This is a genomic window from Campylobacter lari, assembly GCF_900638335.1.
GTDB classification, from domain to species: Bacteria; Campylobacterota; Campylobacteria; order Campylobacterales; family Campylobacteraceae; genus Campylobacter_D; species Campylobacter_D lari_E.
Window position 1 is genome coordinate 1,094,674 of sequence record NZ_LR134508.1, and the last position, 18,067, is coordinate 1,112,740.

Below are 18,067 nucleotides of genomic sequence, written 5' to 3' on the forward strand. Positions count from 1 at the left end.
ATGAAAAAAATAAATATTTTTTTGCTAATTGTAGTAATTTTTGGGGTATTTTTTATATCAGTGCAATATTTTGAAAATAACAAATACAATTTTCACTTAAATTCTGAAAAAGGCATGCTTAGTTTAAAAAACTTTATCGGTAAAAAATTAATTGTATATTTTGGCTATACATATTGTCCTGATGTTTGTCCTAGCGAACTTGCGCTAATTGCTAATGTTTTAGAAAAAATGCCAAATAAAGAAAAAGCTCATGTGGTATTTATCTCACTAGATCCAGCAAGAGATAGCAATCTAACTCAAACTAGTCAATGGGTAAAATATTTTTATCCAAATTCTACAGCTTTGGTTGCTAAAGATGAAAAAGAATTAGAAAAAGTTACTAAAAATTATGGTGTGATATATGAAAAAATCAATCTTAAAGATTCTGCTATGGGATATTCTATAGCACATAGTGGCGAATTTTATCTGATTGATGAGAATGGAAAATTTATTAAAACCATAAAAGATATCAGTTATGAAAACTTTTTCAATGAAATTCAAAAATTCTTAAACGAATAAATTCTTACAATTTATTCGTTTCTTAAAGTATCTAAAATATCTACTTGCGTTGCTTTTTTGGCAGGATAATAAGAAGATAAACTCACTATCACAATAGCACCAAAAAGCGTAGCACAAAAATCAATAAAAGAAAGCTCTAATGGCAATTTACTCATACCATAAACATCACTTGGCAATGAAATGATGTCAAAATTTCCAAGCACCCACAAAGCTATAGCTGCAAGAATCACACCTGCTATAATGCCACTTCCACCTATTAAAAACCCTAAAGAAAAAAAGGTTTTTTTAATCTCTAATTTACTAGCTCCTAAGGAAAGCAATAAAGCTATTTCACTACGCCTATTCATCACTATCATCAATAAAGAGCTTACTATATTTAAACTTGCGACCAAAATAATCAACATCAACACAATAAACAACGCCCTTTTTTCTAAAGCTAATGCTGCAAAGAAATTTCCATTTTGCTCCCACCAACCTATGCTAGCATACCTTGCACCCAAAAAAGCTTCAATTTGTTTAATATCCTCAAAAGGTTTATTTGAATATACATGTACTCCATCATAATTTCCTTGGGGATATGATAAAATTTTAGCTAAGGCTTTAGCATCTGTATACATATAAGCTTTATCATAAGCTAATAATCCTGAAGAAAAATCAGCCTTAACATCAAATCTTTTAACCTGCGGGATAAGTGAAAGTCCACTAGCATTAAGATTAGAAAAAATTAGAGTTATTTTTTCATTATAATCAAGCCCAAATTCATCCTTTAAACCCTTGCCAATTAAAATATCAAAATTGTCTAATTTTTTATTTTCTAAAGCTTGTGCTACAACTTCATTAATTTTTTTTTCATCTTCAAAATTAACACCAAAAAGCATACCACCTTCTAATTTTAAATCATTTCTTGCTATAACCTGAGTAGCAATATAAGGACTAAATAATAAATTTGGAAATTTAACTCTTAATTCTTGCAATAACTTATCATCCATACTTGCTCCAAAACGTGGCAATATAGTTATAGGATAATTCATCGTAAAAAGTTTTCTCTCAAATTCTTTATCAAAACCATTCATAATAGCCATTGCAACTAAAAGCACACAAAGCCCTATACTCACACCTAAAAAAGCTAAAATTTTCGAAAGCATGATAAAGGGTTGATCTTTATCAAAACGCAAATATTTAAATAGTAAATAACGAGGGATACTTTTTTGCATTTTCTACTCTTAATATTTTTTTAAGTATTTTAGCTTGATTTTTATAAAAGCTAGCTTTGTATTTATTTAAGATAATATACAAAGGCGCTATTATTGTGAAATTCAACTATAAATCTTAAAGGCAAAATTCTCACATAAGTTTCACTTTGTGCGCTTGCTTGCTCGCTTTTTACAAAGTCTTTTACATCTATTTTTGAATTAAAAAAACAATCAATTAAATCATTTTTATGAGCATTTAAAAAGCTAAATTTATCTAACTTTGTCATTTTCTCTTCATCTATCATACCAAAATCATTGCGCACTAAAGACTTCAAGTCACTTGGTGTATAAACCAACTCACAAGCATATTCTAAATTTTTATTTTTACTTTTAGTCATAGCCATAGAAATAGTTTCATTTTGATGATAGAGGATAAAATTTTTATTAGAGAGTTCTGCCCAAAATATAAATTCATCTTGGGCAGTGGCATTGAAAAATATAAGGATTAATAAGCAAACAATTCTTTCCACTTGTCAGCATCGATTTTAAGTTCTACATTTACTCTATAAAGACCATCTTTAAAGTCTTGATCAACTACACTTGCATTTTTAATCAAACCATTTACCTGTGCTGTGATGGTTGAACTTTTAAGCATTGCGTCTTTTACTGTATCTTTACCATTAACTCTTACACCATATAACTTACTAGCTAATTGTCTATAAGCATCAGTGATTGCTGCTCTTTTAGCTAAAGCCAAAGCTTGACCAACTGAAACTGTATTTAAAGGAGCAATACCTTCACCTACTGCCGTAAAAGTTAGATCATTGTCTGTACTTGTATCATTTGCAAGCATTTTTTCTTCTCTAATGATATTACGCACATCATCTTTATCAACCTTTTGAATCACAACATCAGAATTTGCAGCTTGAGCAGCTTGAGTTTGATTTGGATTCACACCTCTTTGATCTAGCGCACATGCACTAAAACCCAAAGCCAAACAAAACATAAAAACAACTTTTTTCATTTTTTACACCTTCAATTTATTTGATTTTATTAAAATAGCAAAAAGCATTCCAAAAATTTTACTATTCTAAATTTAAATCCATATTAGTTTCAACATCTAATTCCTCATCTTCTTCTTTAGGACATTTAGCGATACTTACAACCTCATCATTTTCAACATTAACAACAATTACACCGCTTGTATTTCTACCTGCTTTCCTAATGCTTTGCATATCAACACGTATCATCTTACCGCTGCTTGTTAATGCCATTAAATCCATACTTTCATCAACTATAACTATACCAATTAAATCTTTTGTTTTAGCAGTAAGTTTCATACAAATAACACCCTTGCCACCTCTACTTTGAAGTCTGTATTCTCCAGCATCAGTACGCTTACCTATGCCTTTAGCACTTACGCTTAAAATTTCTTGAGCATCATTTTCTATAACAACAGCACCTACAACCTCATCATCTTTTTCTTTAAATTTAATCGCAGTTACCCCTCTACTTACACGACCAATCTCTCTAACTTTAGCAAGCGGGAATTTAATACACATGCCTTTTTTAGTTACCGCAAAAAGCATTTTACCACTAGTAATATTTTCTAATTCTTCACTATTTTCACTGCTTTCATTTTCTAGATTTTCATCTATTTCTAAATTCTCATTTGCATTTACATTTACGATTTCATTTTCATCTCTTGCTACAATGATTGCAGTAACGAGCTCATCATTCTCATCTAGATTAATTGCCTTTACACCTACACTTCTAATGTTTTGATATTCACTTAAATTTGTGCGTTTTACGATACCATTTTTCGTAAAGAAACACAATGATTTACTTTCATCAAAATCAGTTGTTGGGATAATTGCCATGATTTTTTCATCTGCTTGTAGGTTAATAAGATTAACCACAGCTTTACCTTTAGCAGTTCTACTTCCTTCAGGAATTTTATAAACTTTAAGCCAGTAAAGTTGTCCACGATCAGTAACAAACATCAAGGTATCATGTGTGTTTGCTGTAAAGAAGCTTTCTATAAAATCATCATCATAAGTAGTAACTGCAACCTTGCCTTTGCCACCACGTTTTTGTTTTTCATATTGCTTACTTGGAACACGTTTAATATAACCACGATGGGTAATAGTAACTACCATGTTTTCATTTGGTATTAAATCTTCTATATCAATATCATCATAATCATCTTCAATTTGGGTGATTCTTGGCACATCAAATTTAGTTCTAATTTCTTTTAACTCATCTTTAATTAAATTTTCAAGTAAAGTCTCACTTTTTAAAATTTGATCAAGTCTTTCAATTTCTGCTAATAACTCTCTTAATTCATTGTCAATTTTTTCTCTCTCAAGTCCTGTTAAACGACCTAATTTCATATCTAAAATCGCGTTTGATTGAAGCTCGCTTAAGCCAAATTTTTCCATCAATAAATTTTTAGCTGTTGGATTATCAGGAGAATTTTTAATCAAAGCTATCACTTCATCGATATTATCTAGTGCAATTTTCAAACCTTCTAAAATATGCGCCCTAGCTCTAGCTTTTTGCAATTCATAAATCGTTCTTCTAATAATTACAGTTTTTCTATGATTTAAGAACAAATTTAAAAGCTCGATTAAAGAAAAAACTTTTGGTTCTTTATTATGTATAGCAAGCATAATCACGCCAAAAGTGCTTTCCATAGTGGTAGATTTAAAAAGATTATTCAACACAATCTCACTCATGGCATCGCGTTTTAGCTCAATCACCACACGAATTCCTTCTCTATCACTCTCATCTCTAACTTCAGCAATACCTTCGATTTGTTTTTCTTTAGCAAGCTCAGCAATTTGCTCTATCAATCTTGCTTTATTGGTTTGATAAGGAAGTTCATCTATAACGATAATATCTTTATTGGCTCTTTTTTCTATATGAGTTTTTGCTCTTACTTTTACCCTACCACGACCTGTGCGGTAAGCTTCTATAATACCTTTTTTACCAAAAATAATACCACCTGTTGGAAAATCAGGGCCTTTGATAAATTGCATTATTTCTTCTAAGCTTGCATTTTTATTATCAATTAAATAAAGCAAACCATCAATAAGCTCATTTAAGCTATGCGGAGGAATATTAGTAGCCATACCTACTGCAATACCACTTGAACCATTAAGTAATAAATTTGGCACCCTAGCAGGTAAAACATCAGGTTCACTCATAGAATCATCATAATTTGGTATAAAATCAACTGTGTCTTTTTCTATATCACGCAAAAGTTCTTCAGCTAAAATCGTCATCCTAGCTTCAGTATAACGCATCGCAGCAGCACCATCACCATCAATAGAACCAAAGTTTCCTTGTCCGTCTACACTTGGATAACGCATAGAAAAATCTTGTGCCATTCTTACTAAAGCATCATATACAGCTGTATCACCGTGTGGATGATATTTACCGATTACATCGCCCACTATACGTGCTGATTTTTTGTATGCACTACGACTTCCAACACCTAAATCATTCATAGCATATAAAATTCTTCTATGAACAGGTTTAAGCCCATCTCTAGCATCAGGTAAGGCACGGCCTATAATAACACTCATAGAATAATCTAAATAACTACTTTTTATAGAACTTTCTATATCTATATTCTCAATATCTGAATCTTTAGTAAAAATATTTTCCATAAAAATCCTTAAAATTAATACCTATATTGTATCAAATTTTGCATTAGCTAAAACTAAAGCAAAAAGCACTTCGATATTATTTTTTTCTAAAAACTCTTTTGCTTCAAGCAAACTTAAACCCGTAGTTACCACATCATCTACTAAAATTACAGGGTATTTTGGACGCTTTAAAAGCTTATAAGTTCTTTTATTATCTTTACGAAATTGCAAACTTTTTCCACTATATTTATGCTGCGAACTAGCTTGTAAAGTATGATACATAGGCTTTATAAATTGAGTTTTTAAATGTTTGGTTAAAATAGCAGTATGAGAGTAGTTTTTATATGTTTTATCATCTAAGGCTATGGCATTAATTTTACAAGAAGGTTGAAAAAAATCTTTAAATTTAGCAAAGCTTAATTTTGCAAGCGCATTTAAAACAAAATATCCTTGAAATTTGTGTTTAAAATAAATTAGATGTTTAATTTGTTCATATTGATAAAAATAATAAACTTTAAAATTTCCCTCAAGTTCTCTTATACCCAAAGAATATTCTAAAAGCTCTTCCTTGCAAGCTGGACAAAAGCTCGCAAAGGAAAATCCATGGCAATTAAAACACCTCACAAAGAACTGATAATATCTGCAGATTTATTAGCTACTTGTTTAATAAGAAGCTGAGTGAAGAAAGGCAGATCTTTAATATTATAAAAACCTTTAACTTCCTGTTTGGTTTTGATATTTATAGTTTTATTGGTATTAATATCTTTTAATGTTAACTGACTAGCAATAATTGAAAATAAAGAATTAGAATCAAATTTTGAATAAAAATCGTTAAAACTTAAATCCACTCTTAAAACATAAGGAGAATCTTGTGTATTTTCGACCACCACTATACCTCTATTTTCTAATTCTTCTTTTAAAAACACATAAAAATAATAGTTAAAATTTTCATTAATATAATAATTATATCCATTAGAAGAAGCATATTTCAAATTCTCATTTAAATCATACACTCTGTGAATATATACTTTTTTCAAAGAAACACTTTTGTCTATTGTTCTTTTGTTGCCACAATATTTTAGCCCAACATCGCTAATATATAAAAGACCTTTTATTTTTGCCTCATAGGCCTTAGAATTAGAAGGTTCATAGCACTCTGCTTGAACTTTTATAACCTCATTAACTCTTGCAATACTTTGATTTTTTGAATTTATGGCACAAGCACTAAAAAACAAAGCCAAGATAAATACAAATAATTTTTTAAACATCTTATTTCCTTTAGGAATTATCTCTTAATTTTTTAAAACAGCAAAAATTATACCAAAAACATATAAAATTTACTAAAACTTACTTTTTTTCACACAAGAAGAATTTTATATAAAAAAAATTATATAAAAATTGACATTTAAATGAAAATTCATTTAGAATATGTTACAAAACTACAATATTTTAAAGGAGTTGTTAAATGAGTTCAAATACAAAAACACTCATAGTCATTGCTGATTTGGTGTTATTTATCGCTTTACTTTATTTTTCCCCTTTTGGTGAAACCAAAGTAAATCAAGGCTTATCTTTATTAATCTTTATCGCCGTTTTATGGCTTAGCGAGGCTTTGCATGTTACTATTACAGCTATTTTAGTACCTGTTTTAGCAGCTATTTTAGGATTATTGCCTACCGCTAAAGCTTTAACCGGTTTTGCTGATTCAAATATCTTTTTATTTTTTGGTGGTTTTGCTCTAGCAGCAGCTATGCATCATCAAAAATTAGACAAACTGATCGCACATAAAATTTTAACCCTAGCAAAAGGACATTTAGGTTTATCAAGCTTGTATATTTTTATTACTACTGCATTTTTATCTATGTGGATGAGTAATACTGCAACCGCAGCTATGATGCTTCCACTTGCTATAGGTATGCTAGCTTCACTTGATCCGCAAAAAGATAGAAATACTTATGTTTTTATCCTTTTAGGTATAGCTTTTAGTGCAAGCATAGGTGGTATAGGCACCATAGTAGGAACACCGCCAAATGCTATTGTTGCTACCCAATTACACATTAGTTTTGCACAGTGGTTAAAATATGGTATTCCTATTGTTTTAATCTTCTTACCTGCAATGATTTTAATTTTGTATTTTATGTTTAAACCTAAATTTAATCTACAAGTTGATTTACATACCGAAAATATAGAACTTACAAGACCTAGAATTATCACTTTAGTAATCTTTTTGGTGGTTGCATTGTCTTGGATTTTTAGTGGCAATATAGGTCCTATCATTACAAGTATTTTTGGACATAAAATAGCAAATCTTGATGCGATTATCGCTCTACTTGCAGCTGTTTTAGTATGTGCTTTTAAGGTGATTGATTGGAAAAATATACAAAAAAATACCGATTGGGGTGTATTAATGCTCTTTGGTGGAGGTATTACTCTAAGTGTGGTACTAAAAGATTCAGGTGCTAGCAAGGTTATGGCTGATACTATTATTTCATTTATAGAAAATGGACATTTATTTGTTATAGGCTTAATCGTAGCCTTTTTTATAGTATTTTTAACAGAATTTACCTCAAACACCGCTTCAGCAGCCTTGCTTGTACCTTTATTTATCTCTATAGCAGATACTTTAGGTGTTCCTGCTTTAGGACTTGCTTTAATCATCGCTATCGGTGCTTCTTGTGCTTTCATGCTACCAGTTGCTACACCACCAAATGCTATAGTTTTTGGTACAGGACATATTAAACAACAAGAAATGGTAAGAGTAGGAATTATACTAAATATATTCTGCTCAATTAGCCTTGCAATAATTGCTTATTTCTTCTGGTTATAATCTTTTAGTCCTTTTGGACTAAAAGATCTTTACATCTTAAAATATATTTTTTTACATTTTCGCTTTTATACAAAGCTTCTCTTATACATATACCTGCTAAATTTAAATCTTTTAAGTAGTTTATAGTTTGAGTATTTATGCCACCTATGGCATAAATGGGTATTTTTGAAACTTCTAATAAATCTTTTAAATTCTTTATACCTTTTGGAGCTAAATCAGTCTTACAAGAGCTTTTAAACACATGCCCAAAAAAAGCATGACTTACTTTAAGCTTATAAGCTAAATCTAATTCTTCTTTAGAATGGATGGAAGTACCCAAAAGCTCAAATTTTTTATAGCTTTGTGGGTAATTTTGTAAAACAAATAAAGGAGCATGAAAAAATTGATGATTTAATTTTAAACAAGCTTCATAATGATAATGCAAAAAGCAAATCTTTTGAGTTTTATTAAAAATTTTTAATACTTCTTTGGCTAATTTAGCATATTCTAACTCATCTAAATGTTTTTCTCTAAGTACCAAAGCATCAATACTACTTTGACTTAGTTTTTCAATAAAATTTAAAAAATCTCCTTGCGTATTTTGACTATCACTAATAGCAATAATTTTTTTATCCCACATAAATACTATCGCTCATTATAGCTTGCAAATTTGCATTTTTTAGCATAGCTAAAACCTCATCAACACTACGCATATCACTAATTTGAAACTGATCATCGCCTTTTTTATCGCCTTGATGCTCACCCACTCCCACGCTCACACCTGCACTCATTTTAGTAGCTCCAAGTTTAATAACTCCGTCTCTAAATTCTACTCTTTCACGCGTAGAAATCGTAATACTTGCAAAAGGCAAAAACAATCTATAAGCACATAAAACTTGCAAAAGTCTTGTTTCGCTTACATCTTTTGGATGAATTTTTTTATTATTAATAATAGGTCTTAGTCTAGGGATAGACAAAGCTATTTCGGCATGAGGGTATTTTTGCTGTAAAAAATACGCATGTAAAGCCGTGGCAAAAGCATCTTTTCTAAAATCATCTATACCAAGTAAAGCTCCAAAAGCAACCCCTCTCATACCCGCTTTTAACGCTCGCTCTTGTGCATGAAAACGATACTCAAATACACTTTTTTCACCTTCAATATGAATTTTAGAATAAGTTTTTTGATTATAAGTTTCTTGATAAACACTTACATATTCACAACCCTTTTCATGAAGCAGTGCATACTCATCTACATTCATAGGATAAACTTCAATCCCAACGACTTTAAAATACTCTTTTGCTATTTCACAAGCTTTGGCAAGATATTCTACGCTAGCATATTCCCTGCCCTCGCCTGTTAAGAGTAAAATTTCTTCCAAACCACTTTTTTTTAATTTCTTGCATTTCTTTGTAAATTTCAGCCTCATTTAGCTTAGCTCTTTTAATATTATTTCCTTTTTGAAATCCACAATAAGTACATTTACTATCGCAAAAATTAGAAAGATATAAAGGTGTAAAAAGCAAAATGGAATTTCCAAAATATTTTTTAGTAATCTTGCTTGATTTTTGTGCTAAATCTTCTATGAAATCTTCTGCTGCACCTGAAAGCAAGGCTTTTAAATCTTCTATGTTAAGATAATCTTTAGCTAAAGCTTGTTTTACATCAAAAGCGCTAAATTTACTTTCATCAAAATTTTCAACTTCTTTTAAAACCTTAGTTAAAATCTCACTTTCAATACTTTGCATATGAGGATATTTTTGCATTTTAATCTCTTAAAAAACCACTCAAAGGCGAGCTTGCACTTGGCAAGCTTTCATTTGCTATGCCTGCTAAATACGCATTATATCCTGCATCTATAGCCAAAGCAAAAGCCTTTGCCATTTTTGCTACATCTTTAGCTTGGGCTATGGCAGTATTTGCCATCACTGCACTTACTCCCATTTGCATAGCTTCGCAAGCTTGTGCAGGATTTCCTATACCTGCATCTACTATAATAGGCAAGCTAATTTCATTAAGTAAAATTTGTATAAATTCTTTAGTTTTTAAGCCTTTATTGCTTCCTATAGGAGCTCCAAGAGGCATTATAGCAGCAGCTCCTGCACTTGCCATAGCACGCGCTGCGTATAAATCAGGGTACATACAAACTAAAGGTGTAAAACCCTCATTTGCTAAAAGTTCAACTGCTTTTATACTTTCATAATTATCCGGTAATAAATATTTACTATCGCTAATTACTTCAACCTTAATCATATCTCCACAGCCAAGCTCTTTTGCAAGTCTTGCTATACGCAATGCTTCATTAGCATTTCTTGCACCTGAAGTATTTGGTAAAAGCTTAATATGCCTTGGGATAAAATCAAGTATATTTTCTATGCCTTTATCATTTACCCTACGCAAAGCTAAGGTAATAATCTCAACTTTTGCTTCTTCAATGGCTGATTTTATAAGCTCAAAAGAAAATTTCCCAGAACCTAAAATAAACCTAGAATTAAACTCATATTTTCCTATTTTTAATTTTTCCATTACTCACTTGCTAAAAGTTCTAAAACTAAATTTGCTTGATGTCCTGCGCAAATATTTACACGTGGTGCCATAAGTCCATTGCCTACTTTTGCCTCATTTTTTAAATCACCACAAACATAAAAGTTTTTTGCGATTTTTCTTGTTTGTATGCTGTTGCTATCGCCATATCCTGCTAAACCAGAAGCACAAATTAATGTTTTTTGAGGATAGTATTGGTGAAAATTTTGCGCCAAAAGGGCTTTGTATTTTGCACTATCAAAGGCCTCACAAACTATATCATCATTTGTAAAAAGTTCGGCTATATTTTCTTTTTCTATTTTTAAAACTTGTGCAAATACTTCTATAAAAGGATTAATTTTAGCGATTTGATCTTTTAAAGCTTCAGCCTTAAATTTACCTAAATCTTCCACCATATAAGCTTGGCGATTAAGGTTACTTGGCTCAACTACATCAAAATCAATCAAATGAAGCCTACCAACCCCACTTCTTGCTAAATTTATAGCTATATGCGAACCAAGTCCACCAAGCCCACACACTGCTACACTTGCCTTTTTAAGTTTATTATGAAGCTTTGGAGTGTGTCTTGCCCTCATCATCGCATCAAGAGCTTCATATGGTGGTAAAGTATTTTTTTCTATACAAAAAAGCTCATCATTTTCTTTTAACTCCAAACTTTCTTTTGTCGCAAAACCATTGATTATCCATACATCATTTTCATTTTTACTCACACTTTGAAAAAAATCCAAAGTATTTTTAAAATGCGTGTCTATCACACTACCATTAAATTTAATTCTCATCAACCACCACCTACAAAAGTAACAATCTCTGCTTTATCATTTTCTTTTAAAATTAAATTTTTAAATTTATCTCTTGGGATAATTTCTCCGTTTAATTCTAAGGCGATAAACTCTATTTTTAATTGCTTTTCTTTAACATAATCCATAAACCTTAGCTCTTTTAACTCAAGCTTTTGTCCATTAATAATCATGTTTTCCTAGTTAAAATTCTTTAATAAGTCTTTAAAAACTAAATACAATTTTTCAAGCTCCTCTATACTCACTCTTTCATCAATAGCATGAATTCTATCATTACACACACCAAATTCTACTACCTTCACACCAAACTCAGCAAAATATCTTGCATCGCTTGTGCCACCTTTGGTGTTAAGTTCTGGCACTACTTGAGTGATTTTTTGCACACTTTCATTTAGTTTTTGTACGATTTTAGAGTCACTTTGTGTTAAAAAAGGCTTTGAGCTTTGATTTATGCTTAATTCATAATCAAGCCCTTCGCAAGTCTTTTCTATATAAGCTTTTACATCTTCTAAGCTAGTTTGTGGAGAATTTCTTACATTAAACATCAATTTTAAATCATTTGGAGTTACATTACACACTTCCATACCACCGCGTATATCGGTAATAACGATTTTAGATGGTGCAAATGCCTCATCACCTGGATCAAGATCAAATCCTGCTAAAAATTTCAAAGCAGAAGCAAAATTATGCACAGGATTTATGCATTTTTGTGGGTATGCCACATGACCTTGCTTACCTTTGATAAGTAATTTTGCATTGATAGAACCACGACGCCCTATTTTAATACTATCTCCAAATTTTTTATCACAAGTTGGCTCAGCAACCACAGCAAAATCAGGCAACATATCTTTTTCTTGCATAAATTTAAGTACTTCAAGCGTGCCAAATTTAGCCTCACCTTCTTCATCACTTGTTAAAATCAGTGAAATTCTTCCTTTGAAATTTTCTACTTCTTTAACCGCACACATAAAAGCAGCCACACCACTTTTCATATCTTGTGCGCCCCTTACATAAATAAACCCATCTTTTTCTAAAGGCTCAAAAGGATCACTACTCCAACCCTCTCCCGCAGGTACTACATCTACATGCCCGCCAAAAGCTAAATGCTCGCCATCATCACTAAATTTTTTAGTCAGCAAAAGATTTTTCACACCTTCTTTTTCTATAAAAAAAGCTTCAAAATCACTTAACTCCACTGCGATATAATTTAACGCTCCATCATCATCTGGGGTGATGGATTTAAATTTACTTAGTTCTTTAAAAATTTCAACTACTTGCATGTTTTATCCTATAAAAGCTTTATACAGCATAGAAAGAGCAAAATACTCTAAAATAAATGCTGAAAAAAGATTAATGTAAAATATATGTTTATTTTTCACAAGGGCTTTGAATTTAGACACAAAAAACGATAGAGTAAAAATCCAAAACACAATAAAACCTACCAAACCAAAAAGCAAGGCAAAAGAGTTTTTACTCTGCATACTAAGTCCTGCTACACTCACCCAAAAACCTATAACATAAGGATTTGTAACATTTAAGAAAAATCCTTTGCTAAAACCCTTTAAAGGATGTGTTTTATTTACCTTGTTAAGATCGACTTTTCTTGTTTTTCTTAGCATTAAAAACACCATAAAACTCAAAAAGAAAAAGCCAAAAACTGCTAGTATTTTATAAAAAAATTCATTATTTGCAAAGCTTAAAAGCCCAAGATTAATCAAAATCAAAAAAAGTATATCAGCACTTAAAGCACCAAGTCCAACACAAAAAGCATTTTTAAAAGAAGACAAAGCAGTATTTAAGATCAAAATATTTACGGGTCCAAAAGGCACAGCAACACCCATACCTAAAACTATACCTTGTAAGATTACTTCTAACATTTTTCTTCCAAGAAATTTTCTATATCGATTTTGATTTTATCAATGGCTGTGCAAACATCTTCTATATAAACTTTAGTAAAATTGCTTTCTAAATATTTATCCTCATCAAGATTGTTTAATATGCTTTGCTTACATACTCTTGCATACTCTCCCACGGGTAAAACCTGCCCACTTGTGCCTATACATACAAATAAATCACAATTTTGTAATTTTTCATATAAAATTTTATAATTTGGTGCCATTTCTTCAAACATCACGATATTGTGCCTTACACTTTTGCTTTGACATTTAGGACAAATTTTATCATCACTATTTTCATAGCCTATGTTAAAAATATTTTCACACTCTAAACACCTAAGTTCGGGTAAAAAGCCATGTAAATGCACTACTTCTTCACAGCCTGCTCGCTCTAATAAATCATCTACATTTTGTGTTAAAATGCTAATTTGTTTTGGAAATTTTTGTTTTAATAAAGCGATGATTTTATGCGCATAATTTGGCTTAACACTAGCTAGTTCTTTTCTTCTTTTATTATAAAATTCTAAAACTTTTTTAGGATTTTTTCTAAAGCCAGTTGCAGAGCAAACTTCCATCACATCATGCTCTTCCCATAACCCACCACTAGCTCTAAAAGTCTTTATACCACTTGGAGCAGACAAACCTGCTCCACTTAAAATCATCACTTGTTTCATTTAATAAACCTCATTATTATTTTAAAGGTTTTACTATAATTCTACTTAAAGCTTAACCACCTTAGCGCCAAAACCACCTTGATTAATTGGCGCATCATTAAAGCTTTTTACACTTTTGTGAGCTTTTAAAAACTCTTTTACCGCAAAAGCTAATTTTCCTGTGCCTATACCATGATAAACTATCACCTCATCAAAACCCACTATCAAAGCATCAGAGATAAATTTATCAAGTCTTTCAAGCGCCTCATCGCTTCTTAAGCCGTGTAAATCTAAAGTCATATTTAAAGCACTTGGGCGAGTTATACTAACACTTGATTTTACCTTTTGTGTTGGGGTTTGATTGCTTTTTTTAAGAAGCTTTAAAGACACACGCAAACTCAAACCATCACTTTGAATCATCGCATCATTTTTTGAAATTGCAGTGATTTTACCTTTGATTTTTTCATATTTTACAAAATCCCCAACTCTAAGTTCTTCATTTTGCTCCATACTTGGTAAAGCAATGCTTTTTTTAAGCTCATTGGCTTTGTTTAAACTTCTTTGTTTTTCTTTGATATCTTTTAGATTTATCGTTTTTTTAGCTTCTTCTATGGCTTTGTGATATTTAAATTCTAAATTAGAAATAAGCTTTTTAAATTCTTGATCGTTTTTTTCTTTTTGATCTTTGAGTGAAAGTAAAATTTCATCTACTTTGGCTTCTTTTTTCTCAAGTTCTTGATTTTTCTTACGTAAAGAAAGTTCAAGATTGATATTTTTACTTACCATTTCTTCTAAATTTTCTTTATCTTCGCCATATAGCTTTTTAGCATTTTGCACTAAATTTGCACTTATGCCATATCTTAAAGCCGTTTCAAATGCATAAGATTTACCTATAGTGCCTTTTAAAAACTCATATTTTGGGCGCGATAATTCCTCATCATACAAAGCAGCGATGAGTTCAACTTGTGAATTTTTGGCCAAAAGCATAGCAAGGCGTTTGTGGTGGGTTGTGATGATGATTTTATTATCTTGCTCTAAAAGCTTAGAAATAAGCTCAGTATATAAACACGCAGCTTCCTCAAAATCTGTCCCAAGCTCTATCTCATCAACTCCTAATAAAACATTTTTCTTACCCAAAAGCTTAGAAAAATGCAACATTCTTCCTGCAAAAGTAGAAATATCGTTTTTTACATTTTGTGGATCTTCTAAAATCGCATCAAATTCTTTGAAATTGCCTATTTGGCTTTTTTGTGCATTAATCTTCATAGGAAGCAAATGCTTTGCAAGTAAAGCTGCACTTAAAATTCCTTTTAAAAGCATAGACTTACCACCCGCATTTACACCTGTAATGATTAAAACTTTTTTATTAAACTCTATATTAACGCTTTTTGCATTTTTTAAAGCCGGATGTGCGAAGTTGTATAAACTTAAATTATTAGAACTATCAGCTAAAACAAACTCATAATCATGTTTTTTAGCCATCAAAACTCTAGCGCTATAATGATCAAATAAATCAAAAGCATTATTGATAAATTTCAAAAACATCAAATTTTTATAAAAAATCAAGCTGATTTTTTTAGCATATTCATAAAAAATTTCTTCTTTGGTATCTTTGATTTCATCTATTTGACTTTGGATTTTTTCTACACTCAAAGGCACCACATAAAATCCACCACCACTACTTCTACCTATGATTTTTGCTTTTAAGACATGATTAAACCCACCGCGTAAAAGCAAAGCTTCCATACCATTGATAAGATGGATTTGAGTATCGATTAAATACGCACTAAGACTTTTAGTATAGGTAAGTTTTTTAAACTCAGCTACCAAGCTTTCTTTTTTCATTTTTAGAGCTAAATTTAGATTAACAAGTCTTTCATCAACACTTTCTTTAATCTCACCCTTTTCATCAAAATACTCAAAAAGTTCTAAAATAGCCTGTGGAATTTCTATTTTTAAAAGCCATTCTTTTAAGCTTTCTTCAAATTTTAAGCCCTTTAAGTATCTAAAATACATACAGATTTTAATAAATTCAAAGCTTTGACTTAAATGTAAAATTCCTTGCTTGCTAAGATGAGTTAAAGCACTATTTAACTCTTCTGTCATAGGCGGAGGATTAAAATCAATCAGCGAAAGCTCGTTAATCCTTTTATAATGAAGCTTGCTATCACCTTGTAAAAAAATTTCTTTATCTCTTGCAAAAAGTCCCCTAAAGTCTTCTATATAGCCATCTAAATCTAGCTTTTTAAAAAATTGCTCTTGCATTATTTATTTACCTTGCAATCTTTTATATCAAAAACATAGGCTTTAAATTGTTTGTTTTTGCCATTTGAAATAAAACTTTGTGTTCCATGCTCAAAGTTAAAATACTCTTTAGTGACATTAACATCTTTGCAAATTAAACTTTGTCCTTGTAAAAATGCATTGAGTGTTTCTTTTTTTAAAACCCCACTTCTTGTGGCACTTAACTCAAATTTAATCGCAAAAGCAATCATTAAAATCAATACTAATATCAAAAGATAATTACTAATCTTGCCTATTTTTTTACGTAAAAAAACAAAAAAAAGTAAAATCGCAAAAAAAGCTAAGATATACAAAAAAATCTTAAACATACTTACCCCTAAGCTTTGTGCTTATATCTCCCGCACCAAAGCCAATTACTAAGCCATTTTCAATCAACTCATCATCAAGATAAATAGCACTTTCTTCTCTTTTAATTTCTTTTATAAATTTGGCTTTTGGAAAGTATTTTTGCATATTAATTTCTATTTTAGTTTCCCCTGCTGCATACACAGGTAAAATATAAAGCTCATCAACATTTGCTAAAACTTTACTAAAATACTCTATATTTGCGCTTAAACGTGTATAACGATGAGGCTCAAAAATAGCTATGATTTTTTTATATCCAGCTAGCCTTGCATACTCACTTGCTGCTTTAAGTGTTGTTTTGATTTCTGTTGGATGGTGTCCATAATCATCAATCAAAGCCATATTTTCATTTGCAAATAAAATATCAAATCTTTTTTTAATCCCTTGATATTTTAAAAGCTTAGTTTTTAGCTCTTCTATATTTACAAATTCACTCGCAGCCAAAATAGCCAAAGCAGCGTCCATCGCTACATGCTCACCCATACCAAAAACACTAAATTCACCTAAATCTTTAAGCGTAAAATAGGTTTTTGGCTTAAAATTTTCTACTTTCATATAAATATTTGTGATATCTTTACTTGGGTAAAGCTTTTTAGCGTTATTTAAATTTAAACTTGATAAAAACTCATCTTCAGCATTAATCACTTGAATTTTAGACAAATGCAAAAAGTCTTCATAAGCTTTATGTAATCTTGCAAGATCGTTTCCATAATGATCTAAATGTTCTGCTTCAACATTAGTCACTATAGCTAAATAAGGATTTGAATTTAAAAAAGAACTATCGCTCTCATCAGCTTCAAAGATGAGATTTTCACTTTCTTTATAAAGCATATTAGTGCCACTTTCTTTTAACACTGCACCAATAATCACAGAAGCTTCTATCAAGCTTGCTAAAATGCTTGAAGTCGTGCTTTTACCATGAGCTCCCGCAACTGCAAAAACTCTTTTGTCTTTTAAAATCATAGGTAAGGCTTCTTTTCTTGAAAGTGTTGTGATGTTTTGTTTTTTTGCGCTGATTAATTCTTCATTGTCTTCTTTGATAGCAGCTGAATACACCACTAAATCCACATCTTTGACATTGTCTTTATAATGAGGAATTTTTATATCTATATCTTCTTTTTCTAATTCTTTTGTGATTTTACTTTCTTTGATATCAGAACCACTGATTTTAAAGCCTTGCTCTTTTAAAAATCTCGCCAAAGCTGAAATTCCAATACCACCTATACCTATAAAATGAATTTTTTGCATTCTTGCCTCAAATTTTTTGAAAATTTAAGGCAAAATTCTATCATTTATTTACTAAAAATAAAATATAAAAAGC

The 18,067-nt window shown here is 30.7% G+C and carries 18 protein-coding genes and 1 pseudogene; 2 read left to right on the plus strand and 17 right to left on the minus strand.

The features are described from left to right. The gene (locus tag EL235_RS05670) at positions 1 to 558 is read left to right on the plus strand and encodes an SCO family protein (RefSeq protein ID WP_126340988.1); all 558 of its coding nucleotides are present in this window, start codon (positions 1 to 3) and stop codon (positions 556 to 558) included. An 11-nt stretch (positions 559 to 569) separates the two neighbouring features. Here the strand turns inward: EL235_RS05670 and EL235_RS05675 are convergent, their stop codons facing one another. The 6 genes from EL235_RS05675 to mapA all read right to left on the minus strand — a co-directional run bounded on the left by EL235_RS05675 (position 570) and on the right by mapA (position 6,672). Further along, positions 570 to 1,772: an ABC transporter permease gene (locus tag EL235_RS05675; RefSeq protein WP_126340989.1), complete on the minus strand. Its 1,203-nt coding sequence runs from the start codon at positions 1,770 to 1,772 to the stop codon at positions 570 to 572. A 62-nt stretch (positions 1,773 to 1,834) separates the two neighbouring features. Continuing rightward, positions 1,835 to 2,281, minus strand: a complete 447-nt coding sequence (locus EL235_RS05680; protein ID WP_126340990.1) for a hypothetical protein — start codon at positions 2,279 to 2,281, stop codon at positions 1,835 to 1,837. Then, a complete protein-coding gene (locus EL235_RS05685; protein ID WP_039626718.1) occupies positions 2,257 to 2,775 on the minus strand; it encodes an LPP20 family lipoprotein in 519 nt (172 codons plus the stop codon). Before EL235_RS05685 ends, EL235_RS05680 begins: the two co-directional genes overlap by 25 nt. Before the next feature lie 61 nt (positions 2,776 to 2,836). Continuing rightward, complete coding sequence (gyrA, locus tag EL235_RS05690; protein ID WP_126340991.1) at positions 2,837 to 5,425, minus strand: DNA gyrase subunit A; 2,589 nt, start codon at positions 5,423 to 5,425, stop codon at positions 2,837 to 2,839. 21 nt (positions 5,426 to 5,446) lie between these two features. Continuing rightward, a complete protein-coding gene (locus EL235_RS05695) occupies positions 5,447 to 6,028 on the minus strand; it encodes a ComF family protein (RefSeq protein ID WP_039626725.1) in 582 nt (193 codons plus the stop codon). Continuing rightward, positions 6,025 to 6,672: an outer membrane lipoprotein MapA gene (mapA, locus tag EL235_RS05700; RefSeq protein WP_126340992.1), complete on the minus strand. Its 648-nt coding sequence runs from the start codon at positions 6,670 to 6,672 to the stop codon at positions 6,025 to 6,027. The genes EL235_RS05695 and mapA overlap by 4 nt, the downstream gene beginning before the upstream one ends. 197 nt (positions 6,673 to 6,869) lie before the next feature. Here mapA and EL235_RS05705 point away from each other — a divergent pair, with 197 nt between their 5' ends. Then, positions 6,870 to 8,231, plus strand: coding sequence for a DASS family sodium-coupled anion symporter (locus EL235_RS05705; RefSeq protein ID WP_114640508.1), 1,362 nt, complete (start codon positions 6,870 to 6,872; stop codon positions 8,229 to 8,231). Positions 8,232 to 8,235: 4 nt separating this feature from the next. Here EL235_RS05705 and EL235_RS05710 read toward each other — a convergent pair whose 3' ends face one another. The 11 genes and pseudogenes from EL235_RS05710 to murC form a co-directional block, all read right to left on the minus strand. Then, complete coding sequence (locus tag EL235_RS05710; RefSeq protein ID WP_039618864.1) at positions 8,236 to 8,850, minus strand: thiamine phosphate synthase; 615 nt, start codon at positions 8,848 to 8,850, stop codon at positions 8,236 to 8,238. Then, positions 8,840 to 9,974, minus strand: a pseudogene (thiH, locus tag EL235_RS05715) (2-iminoacetate synthase ThiH). The gene EL235_RS05710 and the pseudogene thiH overlap by 11 nt, the downstream one beginning before the upstream one ends. Before the next feature lies 1 nt (position 9,975). Then, positions 9,976 to 10,734 carry a beta/alpha barrel domain-containing protein gene (locus EL235_RS05720; protein ID WP_126340993.1) on the minus strand — a complete coding sequence of 253 codons (759 nt, stop codon included), beginning with the start codon at positions 10,732 to 10,734 and terminating at the stop codon, positions 9,976 to 9,978. After that, on the minus strand, positions 10,734 to 11,534 hold the full coding sequence (gene thiF / locus EL235_RS05725) for a thiamine biosynthesis protein ThiF (protein WP_114640511.1): 801 nt from the start codon (positions 11,532 to 11,534) through the stop codon (positions 10,734 to 10,736). Before thiF ends, EL235_RS05720 begins: the two co-directional genes overlap by 1 nt. Next, complete coding sequence (thiS, locus tag EL235_RS05730; protein ID WP_114640512.1) at positions 11,531 to 11,722, minus strand: sulfur carrier protein ThiS; 192 nt, start codon at positions 11,720 to 11,722, stop codon at positions 11,531 to 11,533. Before thiS ends, thiF begins: the two co-directional genes overlap by 4 nt. A gap of 6 nt (positions 11,723 to 11,728) precedes the next feature. Continuing rightward, complete coding sequence (gene dapE, locus EL235_RS05735; protein ID WP_126340994.1) at positions 11,729 to 12,829, minus strand: succinyl-diaminopimelate desuccinylase; 1,101 nt, start codon at positions 12,827 to 12,829, stop codon at positions 11,729 to 11,731. 3 nt (positions 12,830 to 12,832) lie between these two features. Beyond that, positions 12,833 to 13,426, minus strand: a complete 594-nt coding sequence (locus EL235_RS05740; protein ID WP_126340995.1) for a LysE family transporter — start codon at positions 13,424 to 13,426, stop codon at positions 12,833 to 12,835. Continuing rightward, a complete protein-coding gene (locus tag EL235_RS05745; RefSeq protein ID WP_039626743.1) occupies positions 13,420 to 14,118 on the minus strand; it encodes an SIR2 family NAD-dependent protein deacylase in 699 nt (232 codons plus the stop codon). The genes EL235_RS05740 and EL235_RS05745 overlap by 7 nt, the downstream gene beginning before the upstream one ends. Positions 14,119 to 14,163: 45 nt before the next feature. Next, positions 14,164 to 16,362 carry an endonuclease MutS2 gene (locus tag EL235_RS05750; RefSeq protein ID WP_126340996.1) on the minus strand — a complete coding sequence of 733 codons (2,199 nt, stop codon included), beginning with the start codon at positions 16,360 to 16,362 and terminating at the stop codon, positions 14,164 to 14,166. Continuing rightward, complete coding sequence (locus EL235_RS05755) at positions 16,362 to 16,709, minus strand: hypothetical protein (protein WP_126340997.1); 348 nt, start codon at positions 16,707 to 16,709, stop codon at positions 16,362 to 16,364. The genes EL235_RS05750 and EL235_RS05755 overlap by 1 nt, the downstream gene beginning before the upstream one ends. Continuing rightward, complete coding sequence (murC, locus tag EL235_RS05760; RefSeq protein WP_126340998.1) at positions 16,702 to 17,994, minus strand: UDP-N-acetylmuramate--L-alanine ligase; 1,293 nt, start codon at positions 17,992 to 17,994, stop codon at positions 16,702 to 16,704. The genes EL235_RS05755 and murC overlap by 8 nt, the downstream gene beginning before the upstream one ends. Positions 17,995 to 18,067 lie beyond the last annotated feature (73 nt).

Coding starts and splice junctions, on each gene's coding strand:
- thiS (WP_114640512.1), bottom strand. CDS start 11,722: ATGATTATTAATGGACAAAAGCTTGAGTTAAAAGAGCTAAGGTTTATG.
- EL235_RS05705 (WP_114640508.1), top strand. CDS start 6,870: ATGAGTTCAAATACAAAAACACTCATAGTCATTGCTGATTTGGTGTTA.
- EL235_RS05740 (WP_126340995.1), bottom strand. CDS start 13,426: ATGTTAGAAGTAATCTTACAAGGTATAGTTTTAGGTATGGGTGTTGCT.
- EL235_RS05710 (WP_039618864.1), bottom strand. CDS start 8,850: ATGTGGGATAAAAAAATTATTGCTATTAGTGATAGTCAAAATACGCAA.
- murC (WP_126340998.1), bottom strand. CDS start 17,994: ATGCAAAAAATTCATTTTATAGGTATAGGTGGTATTGGAATTTCAGCT.
- EL235_RS05750 (WP_126340996.1), bottom strand. CDS start 16,362: ATGCAAGAGCAATTTTTTAAAAAGCTAGATTTAGATGGCTATATAGAA.
- EL235_RS05685 (WP_039626718.1), bottom strand. CDS start 2,775: ATGAAAAAAGTTGTTTTTATGTTTTGTTTGGCTTTGGGTTTTAGTGCA.
- EL235_RS05745 (WP_039626743.1), bottom strand. CDS start 14,118: ATGAAACAAGTGATGATTTTAAGTGGAGCAGGTTTGTCTGCTCCAAGT.
- EL235_RS05755 (WP_126340997.1), bottom strand. CDS start 16,709: ATGTTTAAGATTTTTTTGTATATCTTAGCTTTTTTTGCGATTTTACTT.
- EL235_RS05670 (WP_126340988.1), top strand. CDS start 1: ATGAAAAAAATAAATATTTTTTTGCTAATTGTAGTAATTTTTGGGGTA.
- EL235_RS05675 (WP_126340989.1), bottom strand. CDS start 1,772: ATGCAAAAAAGTATCCCTCGTTATTTACTATTTAAATATTTGCGTTTT.
- dapE (WP_126340994.1), bottom strand. CDS start 12,829: ATGCAAGTAGTTGAAATTTTTAAAGAACTAAGTAAATTTAAATCCATC.
- EL235_RS05720 (WP_126340993.1), bottom strand. CDS start 10,734: ATGGAAAAATTAAAAATAGGAAAATATGAGTTTAATTCTAGGTTTATT.
- gyrA (WP_126340991.1), bottom strand. CDS start 5,425: ATGGAAAATATTTTTACTAAAGATTCAGATATTGAGAATATAGATATA.
- mapA (WP_126340992.1), bottom strand. CDS start 6,672: ATGTTTAAAAAATTATTTGTATTTATCTTGGCTTTGTTTTTTAGTGCT.